General features: G+C 71.2%; 17 protein-coding genes. 14 read left to right on the top strand and 3 right to left on the bottom strand.

Translation table 11 applies throughout. The annotated features are described in order from the left end of the window. Positions 1-65: 65 nt before the first annotated feature. Positions 66-3,725: a LamG-like jellyroll fold domain-containing protein gene (locus OG202_RS45200; protein WP_328224603.1), complete on the bottom strand. Its 3,660-nt coding sequence runs from the start codon at positions 3,723-3,725 to the stop codon at positions 66-68. 408 nt (positions 3,726-4,133) lie between these two features. On the opposite strand from OG202_RS45200, the gene OG202_RS45205 reads away from it, so the two are divergent. The 7 genes from OG202_RS45205 to OG202_RS45235 all read left to right on the top strand — a co-directional run bounded on the left by OG202_RS45205 (position 4,134) and on the right by OG202_RS45235 (position 13,781). Next, the gene (locus tag OG202_RS45205; RefSeq protein ID WP_328224604.1) at positions 4,134-5,180 is read left to right on the top strand and encodes a LacI family DNA-binding transcriptional regulator; all 1,047 of its coding nucleotides are present in this window, start codon (positions 4,134-4,136) and stop codon (positions 5,178-5,180) included. A gap of 233 nt (positions 5,181-5,413) precedes the next feature. Continuing rightward, on the top strand, positions 5,414-6,661 hold the full coding sequence (locus OG202_RS45210; protein WP_328224605.1) for a sugar ABC transporter substrate-binding protein: 1,248 nt from the start codon (positions 5,414-5,416) through the stop codon (positions 6,659-6,661). 20 nt (positions 6,662-6,681) lie between these two features. Then, complete coding sequence (locus OG202_RS45215; RefSeq protein ID WP_326573746.1) at positions 6,682-7,665, top strand: carbohydrate ABC transporter permease; 984 nt, start codon at positions 6,682-6,684, stop codon at positions 7,663-7,665. Between the two features lie 17 nt (positions 7,666-7,682). Continuing rightward, positions 7,683-8,507: a carbohydrate ABC transporter permease gene (locus tag OG202_RS45220; RefSeq protein ID WP_326585483.1), complete on the top strand. Its 825-nt coding sequence runs from the start codon at positions 7,683-7,685 to the stop codon at positions 8,505-8,507. A gap of 38 nt (positions 8,508-8,545) precedes the next feature. Further along, positions 8,546-10,297, top strand: a complete 1,752-nt coding sequence (locus OG202_RS45225; RefSeq protein ID WP_328224606.1) for an amylo-alpha-1,6-glucosidase — start codon at positions 8,546-8,548, stop codon at positions 10,295-10,297. Between the two features lie 166 nt (positions 10,298-10,463). After that, positions 10,464-11,987, top strand: a complete 1,524-nt coding sequence (locus OG202_RS45230; RefSeq protein WP_327726314.1) for an ABC transporter substrate-binding protein — start codon at positions 10,464-10,466, stop codon at positions 11,985-11,987. 6 nt (positions 11,988-11,993) lie between these two features. After that, positions 11,994-13,781, top strand: a complete 1,788-nt coding sequence (locus tag OG202_RS45235; protein ID WP_328224607.1) for an ABC transporter permease subunit — start codon at positions 11,994-11,996, stop codon at positions 13,779-13,781. 147 nt (positions 13,782-13,928) lie between these two features. Here OG202_RS45235 and OG202_RS45240 read toward each other — a convergent pair whose 3' ends face one another. Beyond that, a complete protein-coding gene (locus tag OG202_RS45240) occupies positions 13,929-14,744 on the bottom strand; it encodes an SAM-dependent methyltransferase (protein ID WP_328224608.1) in 816 nt (271 codons plus the stop codon). A gap of 350 nt (positions 14,745-15,094) precedes the next feature. Between OG202_RS45240 and OG202_RS45245 the strand changes: the two genes are divergently transcribed. Beyond that, on the top strand, positions 15,095-15,370 hold the full coding sequence (locus OG202_RS45245; protein WP_405895934.1) for a glycoside hydrolase family 95-like protein: 276 nt from the start codon (positions 15,095-15,097) through the stop codon (positions 15,368-15,370). 224 nt (positions 15,371-15,594) lie between these two features. On the opposite strand, the gene OG202_RS45250 is transcribed toward OG202_RS45245, so the two are convergent. Next, positions 15,595-15,885 (bottom strand): hypothetical protein, encoded by a 291-nt coding sequence (locus OG202_RS45250; RefSeq protein WP_326573736.1) that lies wholly within the window; start codon positions 15,883-15,885, stop codon positions 15,595-15,597. 260 nt (positions 15,886-16,145) lie between these two features. On the opposite strand from OG202_RS45250, the gene OG202_RS45255 reads away from it, so the two are divergent. The 6 genes from OG202_RS45255 to OG202_RS45280 all read left to right on the top strand — a co-directional run bounded on the left by OG202_RS45255 (position 16,146) and on the right by OG202_RS45280 (position 23,382). Next, positions 16,146-16,895, top strand: a complete 750-nt coding sequence (locus tag OG202_RS45255) for a DUF5701 family protein (RefSeq protein WP_327726311.1) — start codon at positions 16,146-16,148, stop codon at positions 16,893-16,895. 240 nt (positions 16,896-17,135) lie between these two features. After that, the gene (locus tag OG202_RS45260; protein ID WP_327726310.1) at positions 17,136-18,158 is read left to right on the top strand and encodes a sulfotransferase family protein; all 1,023 of its coding nucleotides are present in this window, start codon (positions 17,136-17,138) and stop codon (positions 18,156-18,158) included. 230 nt (positions 18,159-18,388) lie between these two features. Then, positions 18,389-18,913, top strand: a complete 525-nt coding sequence (locus tag OG202_RS45265; protein ID WP_327726309.1) for a GtrA family protein — start codon at positions 18,389-18,391, stop codon at positions 18,911-18,913. A gap of 284 nt (positions 18,914-19,197) precedes the next feature. Further along, a complete protein-coding gene (locus OG202_RS45270; RefSeq protein ID WP_328224609.1) occupies positions 19,198-21,153 on the top strand; it encodes a calcium-binding protein in 1,956 nt (651 codons plus the stop codon). A gap of 530 nt (positions 21,154-21,683) precedes the next feature. After that, complete coding sequence (locus OG202_RS45275) at positions 21,684-22,100, top strand: hypothetical protein (protein WP_326573727.1); 417 nt, start codon at positions 21,684-21,686, stop codon at positions 22,098-22,100. Between the two features lie 145 nt (positions 22,101-22,245). After that, complete coding sequence (locus tag OG202_RS45280) at positions 22,246-23,382, top strand: hypothetical protein (protein WP_327726307.1); 1,137 nt, start codon at positions 22,246-22,248, stop codon at positions 23,380-23,382. The last annotated feature ends 48 nt before the right edge of the window (positions 23,383-23,430 follow it).

Below are 23,430 nucleotides of genomic sequence, written 5' to 3' on the forward strand. Positions count from 1 at the left end.
GGGTCGTCGACGAGTGAAGCGCCCGGCCCGTCGACCGCGACGGACCGGGCGCTTCGCACCTCACCTCATCGCACCTGTCCCGCGTACGGCGCGACGGTGATCCGGTCGATCAGCGGCGCGTACCGGGAGCGGAGCAGCACGCCGGGGAAGGTGTCCGAGGCGTAGGTGGTGCCGTCGAAGTTCGGCAGTTCCTCGGAGCGGAAGACGACCGTGTTCTGCCCCTTCTCCAGCTGGACCGGGACGGTCAGCTCCCAGAAGTTGTTCTGGTGGAAGCTGTGCGGGAAGCCGACGCGCCGCGTCTCGCCGCCGTTGACGGTGATGTCGGCGTGGCGGGCGAGCGGGTCCGGGTTGTAGTGGGTGGCCTCGGACTGCTCGGGGTTGGAGTAGCGCACGCGCAGCGCGTAGAGGCCGGCCCGGTCCGCGGCGACGGTGAACGTCGCCGTGTTGCCGTTGCCCGGGGCGCCGCCGATCCCGCTGATCGCCGTCCCGTCGGTGGCCAGGGAGAGCGGCGTGAGTGTGGCCGAGCCCGCGAGCTTCGCGTCCTTCGCCTCGTACGTGCGCTCCGGGAGCGCGCCCCGCGTCGGTGTGACCGTGAGGCGGTCGACGAGGGTGGCGGACGAACCCCCGGTCACCGTCACCTTGTTGACGCCGCCCGAGAGGGAGACCGCCACGCTGCTCCTGCCCTTGGCCAGGCGCAGGACGTCGTGCCCGTTGACGGAGAGCCGGGCGCCCGAGCCGCCGAGGGTGTCGACCCGGAGAGTCGCCTCGCGGTCGGCGGGGGAGTAGACCCAGAACGTGGCGGTCTGCTTCTTCGCGAGGCGGGCCGCGCCCGAGCCGGTGGCGGCGGTTCCGGCCTGCTTCGGCAGGTCGTAGACGGGCTGGGCCCCGCCGCCCAGCCAGGCCAGCTCGCCCTCGTACACCTGGGTGGCGGCCGAAGCCCCGGGGAGGGACAGGGTGAGGCGGTCGACGATGGCGTCACCCTGGGTGGCGCGCTCGCCGTCGAGGCTCTTCGCGGCGAGCGTCAGGGTGTGCTTGCCCTTGGTGAGCCGGACCTTGGTGTCGGTGTGGTCCCACACCACCCACTTGTAGCCCAGCGTCAGGTACAGCTCCTGCTCACTGTCCGCCTTGCCGTCCACCCGCAGGAAGACGTTGGTGGGGCCCTGTTCCTTCACCCTGTCGAAGGTGTTGAGGGAGTTGGCGAAGACGCCCAGGTCGTAGGTGCCGTCCTCGGGCACCTCCACCGTGAAGTCGAGCGTGACGTCCGAGCCGGTGCGCAGACCGCCCACGTTGTAGCCGCCGGAGGTGTAGAACTTCGACACGTCGCGCGGGGAGCCCTCGGGGCCGTTCTTCGAGTAGCCCGACCCGGTGTGGGCGGCGTCCTCCGCCTCGTACGACGCCTGCCAGGAGGCGGACGGCGACTGAGTGCCCTTCGCTCTGCCGGCCGGGCTGAGGACGATCTCGTACGCCGAGGACTCCTTCAGGGCGGGCAGTCCGCCGTCACCGAAACCGACGACGACCGTGCCGTCGTCCCCGACCTTCAGGTCCGTCTCCGTGAGCAGCTTCGGGCCGGCGGAGTCGCCCACCTGTCCGCTCCACTCGATCTCCCGTACCCAGGCGTGCACGCGCTCCCCGAAGAGCTTCTTCGGAACCTTGTCGAAGGTGATGTGGCCCTCGCCGGTGGACCCGCCGAAGACCAGCCGGGCCTGCTTCTTCCTCTCGTCCAGCGTGCCGACGCCCTGCAGGGTGTAGTTCTCGCCGGGGAACGGCGGGGTCACCTCCACCGTGTGCCCGCTCATCGAGGCGTACGCGTTCAGCAGCCACCACTGTCCGTTGCCGCGGTTGGACTCCACCGCGGAGTCGGAGAGGTTGCCGTCGATGTTCCAGTACGCGATGTCGGCGTCCACCTTGGACTCCTCGATCGCGGACACCCACTGGATCATCTGGCCGGGGACGGAGGTGTGGTAGTTGAAGGCGTACTCGTTGATGTTGATGGGGAGTCGGGTGCCCTCCTTGCCGGTGCCCTGGAACAACTCCTTCTCCCACCCCCGGTACTTGGCGACGCTCTCGCGCACCGCCTCCGGGTGGCTCAGCTCGTGCCAGGTGATGACCTCGGGGAGGGTGCCGGCGGCCAGGGTGTGGCCGAGGAAGCCCTTCACCTGGTCGAACAGGACGCTGGTGTTGGGGCCGGCGATACGGGCGCCGGGCATCCTGCCCTTGATGAGCTGGTAGGCGTCGTCCCAGGCGGCGAAGAAGTCGTCCGGATCGTCGAGCCAGCTGACCTTGTCGTAGCTCCACTCGCCGGTGCCGAACATGTTGCCCTCGGGCTCGTTGAACGGCACGAAGACGATGTTGTCCTGGTACTTCTCCGGCAGCTTCAGGACCTGGTCGACCTGCTCCGCGATCTTCTCCTTGTAGAGCTTCAGCTTCTCCTCGGGGGTGTCGCCCGGCCACTGGTACGGGAAGCCGCGGTGGATGTCGGTCATGTAGATGTACACATCACCGTCGGTGGAGTCGGCCAGCGGCTTCACCACCTCCAGCGCGTCGGCCCCCGGGTGCTGCGGGCCGTCCTGCGCCTTCGTGGAGACCGTGCGCAGGCCCATGCCCTCCATGAGGTTGTTGGTGGGGACGTCCGGTCCGTACACGCCGTAGAGGGTGCCGGAGGCGCCGCCGTGGAACGCGCCGGTGTCCGAGCCGAGGTCGACCGTGAGCTGCCCCTCGCGCACCACCGTGACGGTCGCCTTCACGGCGCGCCCGGCTGCCGTTCCCGCCACCGTGAACGTCCCCGGCCGGTCGTACTTCTCGGACGGCACGGCGTCCCAGGAGACCGGCGTGTCGCGGTCGAAGCCGTCGGAGAAGGAGGAGCGGACGGCGGCGGGGAGGGACGGGGCGGTCCCGGTCGTGGTACGGACCTCGAAGGACGTCTTCGAGGGCTCCTGGACGGTCGGCACGTCCCCGACCGTACCGGCCACCTGCTCCGGGCTGAGCGCGGAGTGCCACACGGTGAAGTCGTCGATCGCGCCCTTGAGCAGCGGATCCGGCCAGAAGGACTTGCCGATGTAACCGGCGGCCGTGGCCGAACCGGCCAGCAGATCCCTGGCCTTGACGCCGGTCTCGGCCGAGGCGACCGCCACGCCGTCGAGGTAGGTCGTCACCTGGCCGGCGGAGGTGTCGAGGGTGACGGTGACCGTCTTCCACGTATCGGCGGGAAGCATCGCGTACCCGTCGACCTGTGCCTCACCCCCTCCGCCGGCGGTGACGGCGGAACGCAGCACGCCGTTGCCGTTGTACGGGGTGGTGAAGAGGTACGTGGTGGTGTTGGTGCCCAGGTCGAAGATCCGCTGCCAGGACGACTTGTCGCCGCTCCACTTCACGCGGGCGGAGACCGTCAGGTCGCTCGCGTCGCCGAGCACTTCGCGGGGCAGCCGGACGTACGCGCCGTCCGAGGTGGGCGCTCCGCCGGGCAGGGCGAGCGCCTTGCCTCCGTCCGCGCCCTCGACGGACCGGGCGGTGGAGCCGTTCACCAGGGTCGCCGTCAGACCGTTGCCCGAACTGTCGGTGATCCTGCCGGAAGCGAGGTCGTCCTGGTCGAAGGTGTAGCGGGCGACGGGCTGGGGCGTGTCGGCCGCCTGAGCGGAGCCGGCGGGCACGGCCAGCAGGCCCGCGCCGAGCGTCAGGGCCACGGCGGCGGGAGTTCGGCGCCGTGCGGTTCTGTCAGCGGATGGCATGGATCGCGTCCTCAATCCTCGGGTGACGGGGTTCCGGTCGGCCCACCTCGGTCGGCTGCTCGTCCACGTGCTGTTTCCGGCTGTCTCCGGCGAGGAGGCGCGCAGGTGGCGCGGCGCGCGGAGCGGCCCACACGGCGGCCGGAAGGATCACTTCATCGAACCGGTTCGGCGAAGCTAGCACCGAGATGCCCGACCAGCAATCCCCTCAACGCAAGGATTTCCAGGCCCTTTGTCAGGATCTTGGCCAGGCGGGCAAGGGTGTTGACAGGCGCTCCCACAGTTCTTACCGTCACTTCACGCGAACCGGTTCGACGACCGGGTGAGCGCCCCTCGTCCATCCCACCCCCTCACGACCCGCAGGCGGTATTCTCTTCTGAGGTATCGAACCGGTTCGAGCAAGGAGTCGGCGTGAACATCGGTGAGATCGCCCGGCGGGCCGGTGTCTCGCGGAGCACCGTGTCCTACGCGCTGAGCGGCAAGCGGCCGGTCTCGGAGGACACGCGCCGGAGGATCCAGCAAGTCGTCGACGAGCTGGGTTACCGGCCCAGCGCTAGTGCCCGTGCCCTGGCCAACGGGCGGACCAGCACGATCGGTCTGGTCTTCCCGCCTGCCGGGAACCACTACACGGGGATGCAGCTGGACTTCATCGGCAGCGTGGTGGAGGCGGCCGCGGCCTACGACTACGACGTGCTTCTGTCCCCCAGCGGCGTGGACAGCGACCGTTCCTTCCAGCGGGTGATGGGGGAGCGGCGGGTCGACGGCGCGATCCTGATGGAGATCAGGCTGGAGGACGACCGGGTCGACCACCTCACCGCCCTGGACTTCCCCTCCGTCACCATCGGCCGCACCGCTCACCCGGAGGGCGGTTGGTGGGTGGGCCTCGACCACACCGCCCTGGTCGAGCGCTGCGTCCACCACCTGGCGGATCTCGGTCACCGCCGGGTCGCCTTCGTCAACCGTCCCGAGCAGCTGCTGCGCGCCGGGTACGAGTCCGCGCACCGCGGCCTGGACGGTTTCACCAAGGCCGCGGCCGAGCGCGGACTGACCGTCCGCACGTACTGCTGCGGTGACGACGCCGCCTCCGGCCAGGCCTGTGTGCAACGGATCCTGCACGACGACCCCGACACCACGGCCCTGGTCACGTTGAACGAGGCCGCGCTGGGCGGCCTCTACCGGGGGCTGGCCCAGGCCGACCGCCATGTGCCGCGCGACTTCTCCGTCACCGGGGTCGTGGCCGGCCGCTGGGCGGAGACGGTGACCCCGCAGCTCACCGCGGCGGACGTACCGGCGGCCGACATGGGCCGTCTCGCCGTCGAACTGCTGGTGGAGCGGCTCGACCACCCCGACGCGCCGCCCCGGCACCATCTGCTCGCCCCGCCGATCTCGCTGCGGGCCAGCACCGGTCCTGCGGGAGCCGCGCCGAACGCGGACACCGGGTCCAGCACGACGCCCTGACCGCACAACTCGGTTAATCCGCGCCCGCCCTCCCCACCTGCTCTCCCCGCTCTGCCCGCCTCACCTCGCTGCCTTCGCCCGCTCTTCTCGCCCTTCTTCATCCGCTCGCCGAACACCCGGCCCGCACATCGGTGCCGTTCGGCGTACCCGCCGCCCTCGGCAATCCCTCGCCTCGGCACCCGCATGCCCGCGAACGCCTCGGCACCCGCATGCCAGACACAAAGGAACCCGCGATGAACAGCTACTCCAGACAGCGCCGTCTGACCGCCGCAGCCCTGACCGCGCTGGCCGTCGCCACCAGTGCCACCGCCTGTGGATCCGGCTCGGGCGGCACCGGCGCCGAGGGCGCGGAGAGCGGCACGTACTCGATCTGGGACCCGTACCCGCAGTTCGCCAAGGGCTCGGCGTGGGCGAAGCTGCTGGACGACTGCGGCACCGAGGCCGGAGTGAAGATCAAGCGGACCGCGTTCGACACCAGCGACCTGTCGAACAAGGCGCTGCTGGCGGCGCAGCAGGACAACTCCGCGGACGTCCTCATAGTCGACAACCCGGTCGTCTCCACCCTGGCCGAGGCCGGCGTGCTGACCACGACCGACGACAACAAGCTGGACACCTCGGCCGTCGACGCCAACCTGCTCGGGGCCGGTCAGTCGGGCGGGAAGACGTACGGAACTCCGGTCGGCGCCAACACCCTGGCCCTCTACTACAACAAGGAGGTCCTCAAGAAGGCCGGCGTGGACATCGCCTCGGTGAAGGACTGGGACTCGCTGACGGCGGCGCTGGCGAAGGTCGAGAAGGCAGGGAAGAAGGGGATCACGTTCTCGGCGATCGGGACGGAGGAGGGCAGCTTCCAGTTCCTGCCGTGGTTCTGGGGCTCGGGCGCGCAGCTCACCGACATCGGCTCGGCCGAGGCGGTGTCCGCGCTGTCGCTGTGGAAGAACTGGCTGGACAAGGGCTACGCCCCCAACTCGGTGATCAACAACACGCAGACGACCAGCTGGCAGGAGTTCGCGAGCGGCGACTACGCGTTCGCGGAGAACGGCACCTGGCAGCTCGCGGGCGCCGAGAAGGCCGGCTTCGACTACGGCGTCATCCCCGTCCCCGCTTCCGGCGGCGGTAACGCCGCCGCCCCGACCGGCGGTGAGTTCGTCACCATCCCGGCCCAGGGCGACACCGGCCGCTACGCCACCTCGCAGAAGCTGGTGGCCTGCCTGACCAGCACCGAGAACCTGTACGACACCGACACGACCCTGTCGTACGTGGCCCCCACCGCCGAGGTTCAGGACAAGCAGGTCGCCGCGAACGCCGAGCTGAAGCCGTGGGTGGAGGCGGTCAAGGCGGCCAAGGGGCGCACCAGCGACGACCTGGGCACCAAGTACCCCAAGATCTCCGAGCAGTTGTGGAAGGCCGTCCAGTCCGCCCTGAGCGGCGCCGAGTCTCCGAAGGACGCGCTCACGGCCGCTCAGTCCGCCGTCAAGTGACCGCACATGAGGGCCTTCTGATGACTGACACGGCACAAGTGCCACGCCGTCGGCCCGTGCCCGGCCACAGCGGGGCGGCCCCCGCCGCCCCGCCCCCGGCCCGCACCACGCCCCGGCGCCGTCCCGCCTCCCCGCAGTGGGCGGCCTGGGCGTTCCTCGCCCCGGTCACCCTCTACCTCGTCCTCTTCTACGCCTATCCGCTCTACCGCAACCTCGACCTGAGCCTGCGGAACTACACCGTCCGTTCCTTCGTCCAGGGCGACGCGCCGTTCACGGGCCTGGCGAACTACCGGACCGTCCTCGACGACCCCACCTTCGCCCCGGCCCTGCTCCACACGGTCGTGTTCACCACCGTGTGCCTGGTCTTCCAGTACGTCATCGGTCTGGCTCTCGCGGTCTTCTTCCACCAGCACTTCCGGCTCTCCGCCACCCTGCGGGCGCTGTTCCTGGTGCCGTGGCTGCTGCCGCTGATCGTGTCGGCCTCCACCTGGTCGTGGATGCTCAACAGCGACTCCGGCATCGTCAACGCGGCCCTGCACGCGGTCGGTATCGGCCCGGTGAACTGGCTGACCTCACCGTCCTGGTCACTGACCTCGGTGATCATCGCCAACATCTGGATCGGTGTCCCCTTCAACCTGGTCGTGCTGTACAGCGGCCTGCAGTCCATCCCGGCCGGCCTCTACGAAGCCGCGGCCCTCGACGGCGCGAACGCCTGGCAGCGGTTCTGGCGCATCACCTTCCCGCTGCTGCGCCCGGTCTCCGCGATCACCCTGCTCTTGGGCCTGGTCTACACACTCAAGGTCTTCGACATCATCTGGATCATGACCAAGGGCGGCCCGGCGGACTCGTCCACCACCTTTGCCACCTGGTCCTACCAACTCGGCTTCGGCAACCTGCTGCCCGCCTTCGGCCCCGGCGCGGCCGTCGGCAACCTGCTCGTCGTCGCCGCCCTGGCCTTCGGCCTGGTCTATGTCCGGGTCCAGCGGAAGCAGGCACTGTCATGAGCGGAAGCGGCAAGGCCATGCCCCGAAGCGGCAACCGTACGTGGTGGAAGACGGCCCTCGGCCTCCTGCTGACCGCGGTCATGCTCTTCCCGGTCTACTGGATGCTCAACGTGTCCCTCACCCGTGATCAGGACATGCGCAAGAGCCCGCCCGGCCTGTTCCCGGCCGACGCCACCCTGGAGGGCTACCGCAAGGTACTGGACGAGCAGCTGCCCTACCTCGGCACCAGCCTCGTCATCGGCCTCGGCACCGTCGTGCTGACCGTGGCCCTGGCCGCACCCGCCGGATACGCCCTGGCCAAACTCCGCCCACACGGCGGCGGCATCCTCAACTTCGTCCTCCTGGCCGCCCAGATGATCCCCGGCATCATCATGGCGATGGGCTTCTACGCCATCTACCTCAGCCTCGGCCTGCTCCAGTCCGTCCCCGGCCTGATCATCGCCGACTCCACCCTCGCGGTCCCCTTCGCCGTCCTCATCTTCACCGCCTTCATGTCCGGCATCCCCGGCGAACTGCTCCAGGCCGCCAAGACCGACGGCGCCGGACCGCTGCGCACCTTCTGGTCGATCGTCCTGCCCATGAGCCGCAACGCGATCGTCACGGTCTCGCTGTTCGCGTTCCTGTGGTCCTGGTCCGACTTCGTCTTCGCCGGCACCCTCGCGAGCGGCGGCGCCCACGAACCGATCACCCTCGGCATCTACCACTACATCGGCAACAACAACCAGGAGTGGAACGCCATCATGGCCACCGCCGTCGTGGCCTCGCTGCCCGCCGCGGTCATCCTCGTCCTCGCCCAGCGCTACGTCGCCGCCGGCGTCACCGCCGGAGCCGTCAAGGACTGACCGGCCCCTTCCCCCTCGAAGAAACGAGTAGCCCTTTCATGACCGCCGCACGACCCGGCCCGGCCTTCTCCCTCCACGACATCCCGTTCAGCACGCACGGCTCCTGGTTCGACATCTCCCCGGTCCTGGCGGAGAAGACGTACGCCGAGGACCTGCACCTGGTCTCGCACCAGAACGGCATGCACGCCGTCCTGCGCCTCGTGCCGCTCGACGCCACGACGGGCGAGCGGGCCGAGACCCGCCTGGAGGCGACGCCGGCGCTGCTGAGCTGGACCGGCGCGGCCGGCCGGGTCGAACTGGCCTACGAGTCGCCGGACACCGTACGCCTGCGGGGTACGGGGCACCCGCTGAGCGTCTCCGCGGCGGCCCGAACGCTGACCCCCTTCGCCGGCACCTACTTCTTCCACGACGCGGCCGCCGACGCGTACGTGTTCACGTCGTACGAGACCGGACGTCGCTACCGCGTCACCGTGCTCCGCGGCGCGGCGGTCGACACACGCGGCAGCCAGGCCCTGGGCAGCGCCGACCGCGGCCTCACCATCAGCGCCGACGCGGACGGCCCCTGGGAGATGGCGGTCGAGGAACTCGACACGGCCCGGCCCCCGTACACGCCGACCACGCCTTTCGGCAAGATCGTCGAAGCCGCGCGGAACTCCTTCGCGGACTTCGTCGACGCGGTGGCCCCCTGGCGTTCGTCCGCCACCCCGGCAACCGAACTCGCCGCCTACGTCGTGTGGTCCGCGACCGTACGCCCGGCGGGACTGGTCACCCGTCCCGCCGTCCTGATGTCCAAGCACTGGATGGACAAGGTCTGGAGCTGGGACCACTGCTTCAACGCCCTCGCCCTGGCCCCCGGCCTCCCCGAACTGGCCCGGGACCAGTTCCACCTGCCCTTCGACCACCAGGACGAGACCGGGGCACTGCCCGACTCGGTCACCCACTCCGAAGTCCTCCACAACTTCGTCAAACCCCCGATCCACGGCTGGGCTTTCGCCCGCCTCAGCCGTCGCCTGACGACGCCCCCGAGCGAGGCGGAACTGACCGAGACGTACGACAGGCTGGAACGCTGGACCAGCTTCTGGCTCACCGCGCGACGTGCCCCTGGCGCAGCGCTGCCCCACTACCAGCACGGCAACGACAGCGGCTGGGACAACGCCACCACCTTCGACCCCGAACGCGTGGTGGTCACCGCGGACCTGGCCGCCTTCCTGGTCCTCCAGCTGCACGAACTCGCCCGGCTGGCGACGCAGTTGAACAGACCGGACCAGGCCCGCCGATGGATGCGGGACGCCGAGGCGACTCAGTCGGCGATGCTCGACCAGCTCTGGACCGGTGACCGCTTCGTCTCCCGGGGAGTCGCCGGCGGCGCCACCTGGCCCAGCTCCAGCCTCCTCGACCTGATGCCCGTCGTGCTGGGCGAGCACCTGCCGGACGCCGTCAGCCGCGCCCTGGCCGACCGCATCGAGACCCACCTGACCCCGCACGGCCTCGCCACCGAGCTCCCCACCTCGCCCCACTACCTCCCCGACGGCTACTGGCGCGGCCCGATCTGGGCCCCCGCCACGATCCTCATCGAGGACGGTCTCCGCCGCAGCGGCCACCACCGCCTGGCCGACGAGATCAGCACCCGCTTCCGCGCCCTGTGCGAAACCCACGGCTTCGCGGAGAACTTCGACGCCCTCACCGGAACGGGCCTGCGTGACCGCGCCTACACCTGGACCGCCAGCAGCTACCTCCTCCTCGCCGAGGCCCACGAAAACCGCGACGCCCCGGACGCCCGAAAGCGCTGACTTCCCCACACCCGCGCGGTCATGCGGGGAGAAGTCTCAACGGTTGAGACCTCACACACCTGGTGAGAGCTTGGTAAGGCTCACCTTATATCCTGTGGTCGAGCCCCCGGATGTCGCTTGTCGCGCGCCGGGGGCGTGAGCTGCCCTCCGCACGACAGGACCGACCATGCGCACCACTCCCCGCCACCTCGTCGCGGCTCTCGCTCTCACCCCGTTGCTGGCCGGTTGCTTCGCCGCCGGCGAGGAGGGCTCGGGCGCGAGTGGCGGGTCGGGAGCGGCCGGCCGTCTGCGGATAGCCCTCGCAGTGCCACCGGCGCAGGCCCTGTCGCCGTACAGCAACGACGCCACCGTGCTCAGCAAGCTCTCCGTGGCCGAAGGACTCACCGCCCTGGACGAGGAGGGCGCCGCGGCACCCGCCCTGGCCGACTCCTGGACCCGGAAGAACGACACGACCTGGGTCTTCGAACTGCGCAAGGCCACGTTCCAGGACGGCACCGAAGTCACCGCCGAGTCGGTCGTCAACGCGCTCGACCACGCCAACGAGGCCGAGACCAAGCCGCGCGTGCTGAGCGACGTGACGCTGACCGCCAAGGCCGACGACGCCGACACCGTCACCATCACCACCAAGACCGCCGACCCGGTGCTCCCGCTCCGGCTCGCCAGCCCCGCCCTCGGCATCCTCTCCGAGAAGGCGTACGCCGCCGACGGCACCGTCAGCCCCGTCGGCACCGGCACCGGCCCCTTCGCGATCACCCGGCTCACCGGGAAGACCAAGGCCACGCTCAGCCGCTACGACGGCTACTGGGGCGGCAAGGCCAAGGCGCCCGGCATCGATGTCACCTGGATCGCCGACGGCACCGCCCGCGCCAACGCCCTGCGCGGCGGCGACGTCGACATCGCCGAGTGGATCCCCACCGCCCAGGCGAAGCTCCTCGACGAGAACACGCGCCACGAAGTCCCTTCCGTGCGCACCGACAGCCTGATCCTCAACACCGGCAGCGGCATCTTCACCGACGCCGGCCTGCGCGCCGCCGCCCGTGAGGCCGTGGACGGCGGCGTCCTCGTCGACTCGGTCTTCGGTGGCTACGCCGACCCCGCGCAGGGCCTGTTCGGGCCGGCTGTCTCCTGGGCCGCCGACCGGCGGACCGAGGTCACCGGCCGGGCCGAGGCCGCGACCGCCGCACAGGTGAAGACGGAGACGAAGGGCAAGACCCTGCGTCTGGCCACCTACACCAACCGCGCCGAACTCCCCGAGGCCGCGACGGTCCTCCAACAGCAGTTGGAGAAGGCCGGGTTCACCGTGAAGCAGGACGTGCGCGAGTACACGCAGATGGAGGCCGACCTCCTCGCGGGCAAGTACGACGCCCTCGTCTTCTCCCGGGTCACGCTCCTCGACACCGGCGACGCGGTCGCCTATCTCGCCAGCGACTACACCGGCGACGGCGTCTACAACATCGCGGGCCTGAAGGACACGAAGGTCGACCGGGCCATCAAGTCCGCGGCCGAGGAAGGCGACACGGCCGAACGGCAGCAGAGGATCATGCGGGCCGAGGCGGAGATCCTGCGCACCGACGCCGTCGTCCCGCTGGTGCACGAGAAGGTCGTGCAGGGAATCGCCGACGACGTCGAGGGGGTCCTCCTCGATCCCCGCGAGCGGTCCCTGGTCGACGTCGACACCCACCTGAAGTAACCACCGATGCGGATCACGTCGTCGGCCGGTGCCCAGGCCCATCCGACCCGGTGGCGCGCGGGGACGGGCCGTTTCGTCGCGGGAGCGGCGCTGCTGGCGGCCGTGGCCTTCCTGCCCTGGCTGTCCGGGATCGACCCCGCGCTGACCGTCCTGCGTGCCCGCTCCGCCGACCAGGACCCGACCCCGGCCCAGTTGACCGCCGTACGCGAGCAACTGGGCCTGAACGAGGGGATGTTCGCCCATCTCTCGGGATGGCTGGCCGGACTGGCGGGCGGCGACGCGGGTACCTCCTGGGTGTCGGGCGAACCGGTTCTGCCCCAGGTGATGACCGCCCTCGCGGTCTCCGTCACGCTCATGCTCGGCGCGCTGGCCGTCACGACCGCGGTGGCCGCGCTGGTCTGCGCCCGCACTCTCCGCCTCGGCTCCCGGCGAGAGCTGCGGCAGAAACGGGCGGGCACCGCCGCCGCCGTCCTCGCCGCGTTGCCCAAGTTCCTGCTCGCCTCACTGCTCGCGACGGTGTTCGGGGTGTGGCTGGGCTGGTTCCCCTCCCAGGGCTGGGCGGGACTGCAGTCGATGGTGCTGCCCGCCCTCGCCCTCGGCGTGCCCTCCGGGGCGATGATCGGCGGTCTCCTCGACCAGTCCCTGCCCGCCGCCTTCAACGAGCCGTGGGCACGGACCTGGCGCGCCCACGGATACGCGGGCGGGCGCATCGCGCGCACCGCGCTGCGCAGCGCCCTGGCCGGGGTGCTCCCCCAACTCCTGCCGACCGTCGTCGCCCTGGTCGGCGGTGCGGTCGCCGTCGAGAAGATCTTCAACATTCCGGGCCTCGGCCGACTCGCGCTGGACGCGGCGATCGCCCAGGACATGCCGCCGCTGCAGACCGCGACGCTGGCCCTGGTCCTGCTCGGTGTCTGTGCCGGCTTCCTGATCCAGGCGGCGCGTCACACTCTGCTCGGCCCGGCCCTGCGGGACGGCGCGCTGCCCGCCCTGCACCCGCCCCGGCTCACGCGACCGCGGTCGCTGCCCTGGGTCATCGGCCTCAGCGCCACGGCCCTGCTCACCCTCGTCGTGGCCGGTCTCCTGCGCGACCCCTTGTACGTGGAGACGACGGCCCGGCTCCTGCCACCCTCCTTCGCGCATCCCCTCGGCACCGACTCGCTCGGCCGCGACCTGCTGGCCCGGCTGGGCCACGGAGCCCTGCGCACGGTCGGCGTGGCCCTCGCGGTGACGGTGGTCAGCGCTCTCGCCGGACTGGTGATCGGTACGACGGCACAGCTGGGGGCGGGCCTGACCGAAGTGGTGTCGACGCTGCCGGCCGTCCTCGCCGCTCTGCTCACGACCGCGGTGACCGGACCGTCGGTCTGGGGCGCCGCGTGCGCGGTGTGCGTGGTGGCCTGGACCCCGTACGCCGCGCAGACGGCCGCCCTGCTGGAACAGGAACGGGCCAGCGGCCACCTGCTCGCGTCGATCTCCTTCGGTGCGGGCCCCGCGTACCTCCTACGCCACCACCTGCTGCCGGCGGTCCTGCCCGCGCTGGTGCGCAACGCCCTGCTGCGGCTGCCCACCACCGTGCTCGTCCTGGCTTCCCTGGGCTTCCTCGGCCTGGGCGAACAGCCGCCCACCCCGGAGTGGGGCCGTCTGCTCTCCGAGAACCAGCCCTACGCGGAACTGGCCCCCTGGACCGCACTCGCCCCGGCCGCCGCCCTCGTCCTCCTCTCCGTCCTCGCCGTCTCCACCACGACATGGGGACGCGCCGGGACCCGCCGCCGCGCCCCCGGGCCCGGGCCCACCTGACCGGACGACAACGCCGGGATCAACCGCGTCGAACCCGGGACCCCGTCCGCGCCGCCGGGGACATCGCGGGCGCCGGTCGGGTCGTGCCGGTGAGCGCCGCCCCGCGTCCCCGGGCTCGCCCGGTCCTGACCCCACGACGCGGTGGTGTCAGTGTTTCCGGGCCACTGCCCCCAACTGGGGTACGACGGTGGGCCCGTCGCCGGGTTCAGGGCGCCACAGGGAGCACGGGACGAGGCCCGGATCCAGGAGGGTGAGGCCGTCGAAGTACCGGCCGATCTCCTTGGCGCTGCGAGCGGTGACCGGCGGTTCGGCGTGGGCGTTCCAGAATGCCATCGCCTCCAGCTGGAGGTCGCCGCCGAGTTCGGGCTCGGTGGTGGGGTGGGTCAGCACGAGGAAGCTGCCGGGGGCGAGCGGCTCCAGGAGTCGGCGCGCGATGGCCTGCGCCTCGGTGTCGTCGAGGACGAAGTTGAGGATGCCGAGCAGCATCAGCGCGACGGGCTCGGTGAAGTCGAGTGTCCGACCGGCGATGCGCAGGATGGCGTCGGGGTCGTGCGCGTCGGCGTCGATGTAGGCGGCGGCGCCTTCCTCCGTGCTGGTCAGCCGGGTGCGGGCGTACGCCAGAACGACAGGGTCGTGGTCGACGTACACGATCCTCGACGAGGGCGCGATGCGCTGGGCGATCTCGTGGGTGTTCTCCAGGGCGGGCAGGCCGGTGCCGATGTCGAGGAACTGGCGTATCCCATGGTCCTCGGCGAGATGGCGCACCGCGCGGATGAGGAACCGCCGGTCGGCGGACGCGATGTCGCGGATGACGGGAATCATGCCGGCGACGTGATCACCGACCTGCCGGTCGACCTCGTAGTTGTCCGTGCCGCCCTGCCAGTAGTTCCAGACGCGGGCGTTGTGCGCCGTGCCGGTGTCGGGTCGCTCGTGCGGGGTGCCGGTGGCCTGGTTCTTGCTCACGTCTTCCTCTCCTCGCACGCCCAAGGATCCGATGGCGGTGGGCAGTTGTGGCCCGTTGCGGCGTGACGTGGCGTCATTGTGCCGTTGCGGCTCTCTGCCGCGTCGGGGAATCGGCCGATCAAGACCCGAGCCGACGGCCCGCACGGACCCTGCTGGGAGAGTCAGTGCCGCACACCCCTAGACATCCGATCTCTTCTCCGGCGACGATGATCACGCCCCCGACTGGCGTCGGTGAGGCTGCACTTCCACCGTGAAAGAGCCGATGAATGGGCCGGGAGATCTCGTTGTGACCAATGAATCCCAAGCCCGCCTCGTAGCGCGCCAGCCGGGCATCGGTCCCGCCCTTCCAGATGGACGGCAACTTCGGCATCTCGGGGGCCGTGGCGGAAATGCTCCTGCAGAGCCACGACGGAGTCATCCACCTGCTGCCCGCCCTGCCGGACACGTGGAAGGCCAAGGGCGCCTTCACCGGCCTCCGCGCCCGTGGCGGCTACGAGGTCAGCTGCGAGTGGCGCGACGGAAAGGTCACGTCCTACGAGATCGTGGCCGACCGGGCGCGCGGACGCGGCAAGGTCACGGTGCGGGTGAACGGCATCGACACCAAGGTGAAACCGGTCAAACCCTGACGGCGGCTCCCCCGCTCTTGACGGCGCCTCACTGTTCGGACGGCGACTCACGTTCGGACGGCGACTCGCCTGCCCGACGCCTCTCGCCGCGGTCGCCACGTTCGCCTCCGCGACCTCCGCGACCTCCGCGACCGGGACCGTGACCCTCGACCACGGTCCCGGCCGGGGCCGACGAGAGGCGTGAGAGAGCCTGCCGACCTGCCGGAGCGAGGGAACGCCCAAGCTCAGGGTTTGCCGGCGGCCTCGGCTGCGTTGCCGGCGTCGGCCGCCTCGTCCCGCGCCATGTGAAGAAAGCGCCGGATCGCTTCGACCGACATGTCGAGCGCCTCGGACGCGGACTGCTCGTCGCCGAACACCTGCACAGCCTCGGTGACCGCCACGGCCAGCTCGGCTTCTGCCTTGCGGACCTTGCCCTCGGCCTTGTCCACCGTGTCGACGACCGACAACTGGCGGCGCTGCTTCTCCTGAAGCCGCTGTTTACGGGAAAGCGTCCTGTCGACGTTCTGCACAGTCATGCCCAAGATCATAATGGCCTGGGCGTGTGCCCTGAAACGGTCAACTCGCCTTGCTCTCAGCGGGGTTCGCTCGTCGGCGGGCTCCCGGTGCAACCGGGTGGCGCAGGAGGCCAGGAGGGCAGTGCGGTGAGCCCGGATCCCGGACTCCGGACACGTGCGGGGTCGTGATCACGATAGGGGACGGATACGGCGGCGGGAACGTTCTGGTGGGCGGTCTCGTTGCCTCTGCGCCCGTTTCCGTCGCCGTTCCTGGGAGCATCGTGCCCGAAACCACGCCCGCCACCGCCACAGTCCTCCCCGCACTTCCGACCCTGAGCGCGCAGGCCGAGCGACTGATCGAGCTGGGCGTGCACGAGCTCGCCGGACTGTCCGTCGGTGAGCTTCGTACCTTCGCCGACTCGGCCGAGGCGGCCAAGTCGGCTGAGGTGCCTGTCGGCAGCGACAGCGACACCGACAGCGACACCGGCGGTGACACCGGCGGTGACAGCGAAGGCGACGGCGCTCTGCTCGCGATTCACCCTGACCTCGTCCCGGCCTCCGCCCTGGCGCCGCTGCTCCGCCGGAACGGCAAGCCGGGCTTCGTCGTCATCGACATGCCCGACGTCGACGGCTTCGCCCCCTGCGGTGTCGAGCTGCCCGACACCCGCCTCTACCTCGTCACCGGCCTCGACCGCGGGGACCACATGGCCAACTGGAGCCCGGACGAGGCACTGCCGGCCCTCACCAAGGAGGATCGCACCCCGCTGCTGCTCACCGAGGGCATCCACTGGGTGCTCCAGCAGCCCGAGGTCCTCGAGCGCAACCACTGCTTCATGACCATCGGCTCCCGGCTGCGCAAGGCGAACGGCACCCTGGACGCCCGCACCCCGGCGATCTGGATCAGCAACGGCACCGGGCGCGACGGCCGCGAGCGCCGCGACGCACCCAAGGTCGGCTGGTGCTGGTGGGGCAACCGGCACACCTGGCTGGGCTTCGCCTCCGCGACGAGCCGCAGGGTCCAGGATTCGTAAGGGCCTGATGACAGGGTGGGAACGGGGAGGACCAGCGAACCGCCGGCGATGCGAGGGGACTCTCATGACACGGACGCCGGACACCTCGGCGGCAGCCGACGGCGGTTCGCCCTCGGGATCGAGAAGTCAGCGGGTGTCCGCGTCCGGCGCACCCCCGAGGGCGCTGTTCCGGCAGAGTGGTGCGGGACGTACGGTGCATGCCCCCGTGGACGCGCCGGTCGCACCATTCGAGAGGGGATCATGCGTTCTCTGACCTTCGTCTTCGGTACGGGGCGCAGCGGCTCGACGGCGTTGTCACGCATCCTCAACGCCCATCCGGACGTGCTGAGCCTGAACGAGTTCATGGCCTCGGTGGGCGACGCGTCCTTCCCCGGGGGCAAGGTGGGAGGCGAGGAGTTCTGGCAGGCGCTCTTCCGGCCCGCGCCGCATTTCGAGCGGATGATCCGCAGCGGGCTGCCCCTGCCCGAGTTCCTCTACACCCGTCGCCCCGGCAGGTACTCGGCGCGGACGACGGGGATTCCCGCGCTCTCCCTGATGGTGCTGCCCCACCTCACCGACGATCCCGACAGGCTCCTCGACGAACTCGGCGCAGCGGTGGTCCGGTGGCCGGAGCGCGGCGCCGCCGAGCACCACCGGGCCCTGTTCGGCCTGCTCTGTGCCCGGTTCGGACGCACCGCCGTCGTGGAACGCTCCGGGTACTCGACCGGCTGGGCACCGGGACTGCGGGAGGCCTTCCCGGACGCGAAGTTCGTGCACATGTTCCGCGACGGCCCGGACTGTGCCCTGTCCATGAGCCGCCACCCCGGGTACCGCACCATCTCCCTGCTCCGCGAGATCAGGACCCGCTCCGGCATCGACAGCTTCGCCGACCTGACCCCCGAGCACGTCCGGGCCCTGCCCCCGGACCTGGCGCCCCTGCTCGACGAACGCTTCGACCCCGCCCTCGTACGCGACCGGCACATCCCCCTGCGGACGTTCGGCACCCTGTGGTCCGAACTCGTCACCGAGGGAACGGAGTTCCTCACCCGGCTCCCCGCCGACCGGCGCACCACCCTCGCCTACGAGAACCTCCTGGACCACCCTGTCGAAGAGCTGTCCCGCCTGGCGGAGTTCATCGGCGTGGCCCCGCTGCCACGCTGGCTGGACACGGCGTCCACCCTGCTCGACCACGGCCGGCGAGGCTCCGCCCTGACCCTGCCCGCCGCCGAACTCGCCGAACTGCGGGACACCTGCGCCCCGGGCATGGACGCCCTGGGGATATAGCGTTCAGCTTCAACCATTGCAATGAACCCTGGTGAAGTTGTTGCATTCGCTTCAGATTCGTTGCAACGAAAAGTCTGCCTTGACCTGCAAGCATCCAGATTTTATGCAACAATCGCGTTGCCGTTTATGTGAATGCAACGTAGCGTTTCCGTATCAAGAAACAGCGGCTCGATGGCCTGCCGGGTCGGAGGCGCGTGTTTCGCGGAGTGGGCGATCAAGGGGGTCAGGCCATGGACACGGTGCAGAGTCGGCAACAGGCGGCCCCCGGCGCCTGCACCGCCTTCGCCCGCTTCGTGTTCTGCGGCGGCGGCGTGGGGCTCGCGTCCAGCTTCGCCGTGGCGGCCCTCGCCTCCTGGATGCCCTGGGTCCTGGCCAACGCCCTGATCACGGTGGTCTCCACACTCCTGGCCACCGAGCTGCACGCCCGCTTCACCTTCGGTGCGGGCAGGCGCGCGACCTGGCGCCAGCACGTGCAGTCGGCCGGGTCGGCGGCGGCCGCGTACGCGGTGACCTGCGGGGCCATGCTTGCCCTGCAGTGCCTCGTGGTGGCGCCCGGTGCGACGCTGGAGCAGATCGTCTACCTGTCCGCCTCCGCACTCGCCGGTGTCGCCCGGTTCGCGGTGCTGCGCCTCGTCGTCTTCACACGGAACCGCTCACGGGCCGCGGCCGCCGTCCATGCCACCCGCCCCGTGCCCACGGCCCAGGCCCGTACGGCGGCACCCACCGTCCCGTCGGTTCTCTGCCGCGCCGCCTGACCGAGTCGCCGGAACGGCGCGGGCCGTCATCCCTTCCGGCGTCCCGCACCCGCCACGCCGACACCTGTTCGCGTAACGACTTGGGTCGCGCCGGACGTGCTCACCCGCTCGGATGGATTCTCTGCGTCCGGTGAGTGCAACGCCGCTCGTGGCGTCCGCCCGTGTGTGCGAACGACGGAAGGCTGTCGCACATGCATACACCTCATGTGCGACCAGCGTCGCGGCGTCGCGGCGGCCGCCGCCGGACTTGGGCGGCCCGGACCGGGACCGTCGCAGCCACCGTCGTGGCACTCGTCCTGACCCTCCCCGGCACCGCGGCCGCGGCCCCGGGCGACCTGGATCCCACCTTCAGCGGTGACGGCAAGGTGCTCACCGGCATCGCCGACGACGATCGCGCCAACGACGTGGCCGTGCAGTCCGACGGAAAGATCGTCTCTGTCGGCGCCTCCGCCGATTACTCGGTGACGGAGAGCCACTTCGCGCTGACCCGCCACCACACCGACGGGACCCCGGACACCGACTTCGGCGGTGACGGCACGGTGACGACCCCCATCAACAACATGGACCCGGACCTCCAGTGGAGCGAGGCCCACGCCGTGGCGTTGCAGCCCGACGGCAAGATCGTCGTGGCGGGCACCAGCTGGCGGGGGTCCGAGAACTGCTGCTGGTTCACGGTGGCCCGGTACAACACCGACGGCACGCTGGACTCGGGCTTCGGCGGCGGCGACGGCAGGGTGTTCACCGACTTCGGGGGCCCGGACGAGGCCCGGGCCGTGGCGGTGCAGCCCGACGGCAAGATCGTGGCCGCCGGCAGCGCCGGCGGCCAGGTCGCGCTGGCCCGCTACAACGCCGACGGCTCCCCGGACACGGGTTTCGGCGGCGGTGACGGCCAGGTGAGCACCGACCCGGCGCCCGGACTGCCGGAGGAGGGTGGCGACGGGCGGGCCCTGGCGCTCCAGTCCGACGGCAAGATCGTTGTCGGGGGTCAGGTCGGGACGACCCGCTTCGACTTCGTCGTCCTCCGCTACAACCCCGGCGGCACCCTGGACACCGGATTCAGCGGCGACGGCATCGAGCGCACCGACTTCGGCGCGTACGAGTCCGTGGAGGGACTGGCGGTCCAGCCCGACGGGAAGATCGTCGCCGTCGGCGGCAGCAGTGGCAGGTTCGCCCTGGTCCGCTACAACACGGACGGCCCGCTGGACACGGGCTTCGACGGCAACGGCAGGGTGCTGACCCCCGGCGGCGAAGCCGCGGACGTGGCGCTGCAACCGAACGACGGCCGGATCGTCGTCGCCGGAAGCAACGGCCCCGGCGGCGATGTCGCCGTCCTGCGCTACAACCCCGACGGCACCCAGGACACCGGATTCGGCACCGGCGGCGTCGCGGCCGCGGACTTCGGTGGCGGCGACGCCGCCCAGGGTGTGGCCCTGCAGGCCGACGGGAAGATCGTCGCCGCCGGCTGGGGCGGCCCGGACAACGACTTCGCCCTGGCCCGGTTCGAGGGCGGCGGCGCGGCGCCTCCGCCGCCGGCCGGCGTGGACCTGTCGGTGACGAAGTCCGGTCCCGCCACGGTCAGCATCGGCGACCGGCCCACCTACACCGTGCGGGTGACCAACACCAGCACCACGACCTCCGCCACCAACGTCTCGCTGTCCGACACGCTCAGCGGAGTCGCCGTCTCGGTGGTCTCCGCGACCACCGCCTCGGGCACCTGTACCACCACCGCCACCAGCGCGAACTGTGCCCTGGGCACCCTCGCCCCCGGCGCCGCCGCCACGGTGACGGTCGCCGCGGAGCCCCGGGCCACCGGCACCCTCACCGACCGGGCCACGGTCGGCGCCACGCAGACCGACCCGAACTCCGCCGACAACACCGCCACGGCGACCACCACGGTCAACAACGCCCGCGGCTGCACCCGCGTCGGCACCAGCGGCAACGACACCATCACCGGCACCTTCGGCAACGACGTGATCTGCGTCCTCGGCGGCGACGACACCGTCAACGCCGGCAGCGGCAACGACACCGTCCACGGCGGATACGGCCACGACCGCCTCGACGGCGGCTCCGGCAACGACACCCTCAACGCGGGTCCCGGAAACGACAACCTGATCGGCAACTTCGGCACCGACAACCTCAACACCGTCGACAACGTCCCTGGCAACGACACCGCCAACGGCGGCGCCAACACGGACACCTGTACGACGGACGCGGGCGACATCCGCATCAGCTGCCCCTGACCCGTACGCCACCTCCGTGACACCGGGCCCCGCACGACGACGCGTGCGGGGCCCGGTGTGGCGAGCGCACCGCCTCTCGGCGGGGGACGCGCCCGCGCCCGCACCTGCACCTGCGCCTGCGCCCGCGACCACGTACCGCTACGACGTCGACATGGCCCCGGTCGAAGGAGCCGCCGTGCGAGCCCCGTGAACGCGCGGACGGTACCGGCGAGAGCCGCACCGACGGGGCACCGCGGAACTTCCCCGCACGGTCCGCCGGGCGGTCCGCCGAGACCACCTGACCCGCGATCAGGATGGCGCCTGGCACGCCTGGCACGCCTGGCGAACATGGTCAGGCTGGACGGCCGTCCCGGACACGGTGAGGGCGGCAGCGGCCTCGCGCATGACGCGTGGCTCCGGCGCTGTGCGACGCCGCGGCGGGGACGGACGGGTTCCGGCCAACCTGCTCGTTCCTGAGTACGCGTACTCAGGTCCGGAGACGATCACCCCTGCAGACTGTGGCGTCCATGACGGATCAGTGAGGAGTGAGCGTGAACCGGACGAGAGAAGTCCTGGCCGTGACCGTACTGACCGCCTGTGCGCTGGCGGGTGCCGGAGCGGGGCCGGCAGCCGCGGCCGGAGATCCCCTGCTGCCCCACCCCGGCCCGGATGGTCTGGTGTGGGTGGAGGAGCAGACCGGTGACGGCGGGGTCGCGTCGGGAGGCGCCTGGGAGGGCCTGCCGACCGTCCTCACGGTGGCGTGCGAAGGCGGCGGTGACGTCCGGGTGACGATGCGGTCGCAGGACGCGGAGGTCGCCGCGTTCTCCGTCGACTGCCCGGCGGGGACCGCCGGAGTGGGCTCGGTGACGATGGACCCCGGAGTGGTGCGGCGGGGTTCCTTCACCATCGGGGTCGACGCCTCGTCGGAGGAGATCCGGTGGGCGTTGACGGTGACACAGCCGGAGTAGCCGCAGGCCGAGCGGCAGCACGGAGATCTCCTCTCCGGTCCTGCGCCACGACCGGCCTCGGCCGGTCCGACGGTGTCGGCCGAGGCCAGGCCGTGGCGCCTGGCCGCCGACCGGCGGGTCTTCCGGGCCATGTGAGGATGTGGCCATGGCGTGGCTGAGGGAACGCGGGGGGCGGGCGGCAGGGCTCGCGGTCGTGGCGGGTGCGGTGTTGGCACTGACCGCCTGCGGTTCGGGTGGCTCCGCGGAGGGGGACGCCGGGGACCGGGAGTCGAAGTACAAGCGCGTCATCGAGGACCCTCACCCGCGCCCCGCCGATGTCATCGAGGCGGCCGGCGCACCCACCGGCGCGGTCCGCGCGGGCGATGGCTCGCTGCTGCTGACGTACGACGCCGGCAACGTCGAGGACGACGAGGGGCCGGCCGCCACCGCCTGGCGCATCGTCGGCCCCGACGGCCGCACGGTCGCCGAGCACGCGGAACACGCCGACGCGGAGGCGACGCGGCCCGCGTTCAAGGGGGTGAGCGGGGGCTTCGTGGGGGTGCCGCCGGGGGAGGGGACCGAGGGAGCGTACGCCCTCGACGTACGCGGCAAGCGGCACGAAGTCGTCGTCACCGAGACCCCGTTGCGCGTCCGCCCCGACGACGTCCTGCTCGCCGAACTGGAGCCGACCCTCGTCTACCGCCCCGCCACGCGCACCGTGGCGCCCCCGGCCGGGGTGCCCGACGACGCCATCGGCCTCGCCGTCGACGAGGGGGGCACGGTCTGGAGCCTGGAACAACACCTGACCGAAGCCCCCGACCGCGTCGTATGGCAGCGCGACGGTCGCACCCTTGGCTCCACGACCGTCCCGGAGTCCTACGCGGGCGGCGCCCTCGCCGCGCGGGGTGGCACCGTGGCGCTCGCCCTCACCCGGGACGAGGGCGTGCGCGGCCTGTTGGTGACGACGGACGGGGGCGAGCGGTGGCGGACGGTCGTCGCCGGCGACATCCCCTGGAAGGACCTGAAGCGTGGCTCGGAGCTGTTCGTCCTGGAGGTGCTGGCGGACGGGCGGCTGCTCGTCGGCGAGGAGGGCGGCCGCTACTGGCTCGCAGCCGACCGCACCAACAGCGCCTTCCACGCGCTGAAGACGCCGGCGGCCTTCACGTCGCTCACCGTCGACGGCACGACCCTTTACGGCATCACGGACGCGACGACCGCGACGTACGACCTCGTACGGGGCGAAGGGCTGTGGATCTCCACCGACGGCGGACACGAGTGGCAGCGCCACGACCAGCGCGGATAGTGGCACCAGGGCCGGCACCAAGGCCGGCGCCACGGCTGGCACCGCGGC

Origin of the sequence: Streptomyces sp. NBC_00310 (genome assembly GCF_036208085.1) — a bacterium.
GTDB lineage: Bacteria > Actinomycetota > Actinomycetes > Streptomycetales > Streptomycetaceae > Streptomyces.

What these genes read in the sequence shown, in the direction of transcription:
- OG202_RS45235 (WP_328224607.1), top strand. Translation starts at nt 11,994, where the DNA reads ATGCGGATCACGTCGTCGGCCGGTGCCCAGGCCCATCCGACCCGGTGG.
- OG202_RS45210 (WP_328224605.1), top strand. Translation starts at nt 5,414, where the DNA reads ATGAACAGCTACTCCAGACAGCGCCGTCTGACCGCCGCAGCCCTGACC.
- OG202_RS45265 (WP_327726309.1), top strand. Translation starts at nt 18,389, where the DNA reads ATGGACACGGTGCAGAGTCGGCAACAGGCGGCCCCCGGCGCCTGCACC.
- OG202_RS45245 (WP_405895934.1), top strand. Translation starts at nt 15,095, where the DNA reads ATGGACGGCAACTTCGGCATCTCGGGGGCCGTGGCGGAAATGCTCCTG.
- OG202_RS45260 (WP_327726310.1), top strand. Translation starts at nt 17,136, where the DNA reads ATGCGTTCTCTGACCTTCGTCTTCGGTACGGGGCGCAGCGGCTCGACG.
- OG202_RS45280 (WP_327726307.1), top strand. Translation starts at nt 22,246, where the DNA reads ATGGCGTGGCTGAGGGAACGCGGGGGGCGGGCGGCAGGGCTCGCGGTC.
- OG202_RS45250 (WP_326573736.1), bottom strand. Translation starts at nt 15,885, where the DNA reads ATGACTGTGCAGAACGTCGACAGGACGCTTTCCCGTAAACAGCGGCTT.
- OG202_RS45220 (WP_326585483.1), top strand. Translation starts at nt 7,683, where the DNA reads ATGCCCCGAAGCGGCAACCGTACGTGGTGGAAGACGGCCCTCGGCCTC.
- OG202_RS45230 (WP_327726314.1), top strand. Translation starts at nt 10,464, where the DNA reads ATGCGCACCACTCCCCGCCACCTCGTCGCGGCTCTCGCTCTCACCCCG.
- OG202_RS45200 (WP_328224603.1), bottom strand. Translation starts at nt 3,725, where the DNA reads ATGCCATCCGCTGACAGAACCGCACGGCGCCGAACTCCCGCCGCCGTG.
- OG202_RS45215 (WP_326573746.1), top strand. Translation starts at nt 6,682, where the DNA reads ATGACTGACACGGCACAAGTGCCACGCCGTCGGCCCGTGCCCGGCCAC.
- OG202_RS45225 (WP_328224606.1), top strand. Translation starts at nt 8,546, where the DNA reads ATGACCGCCGCACGACCCGGCCCGGCCTTCTCCCTCCACGACATCCCG.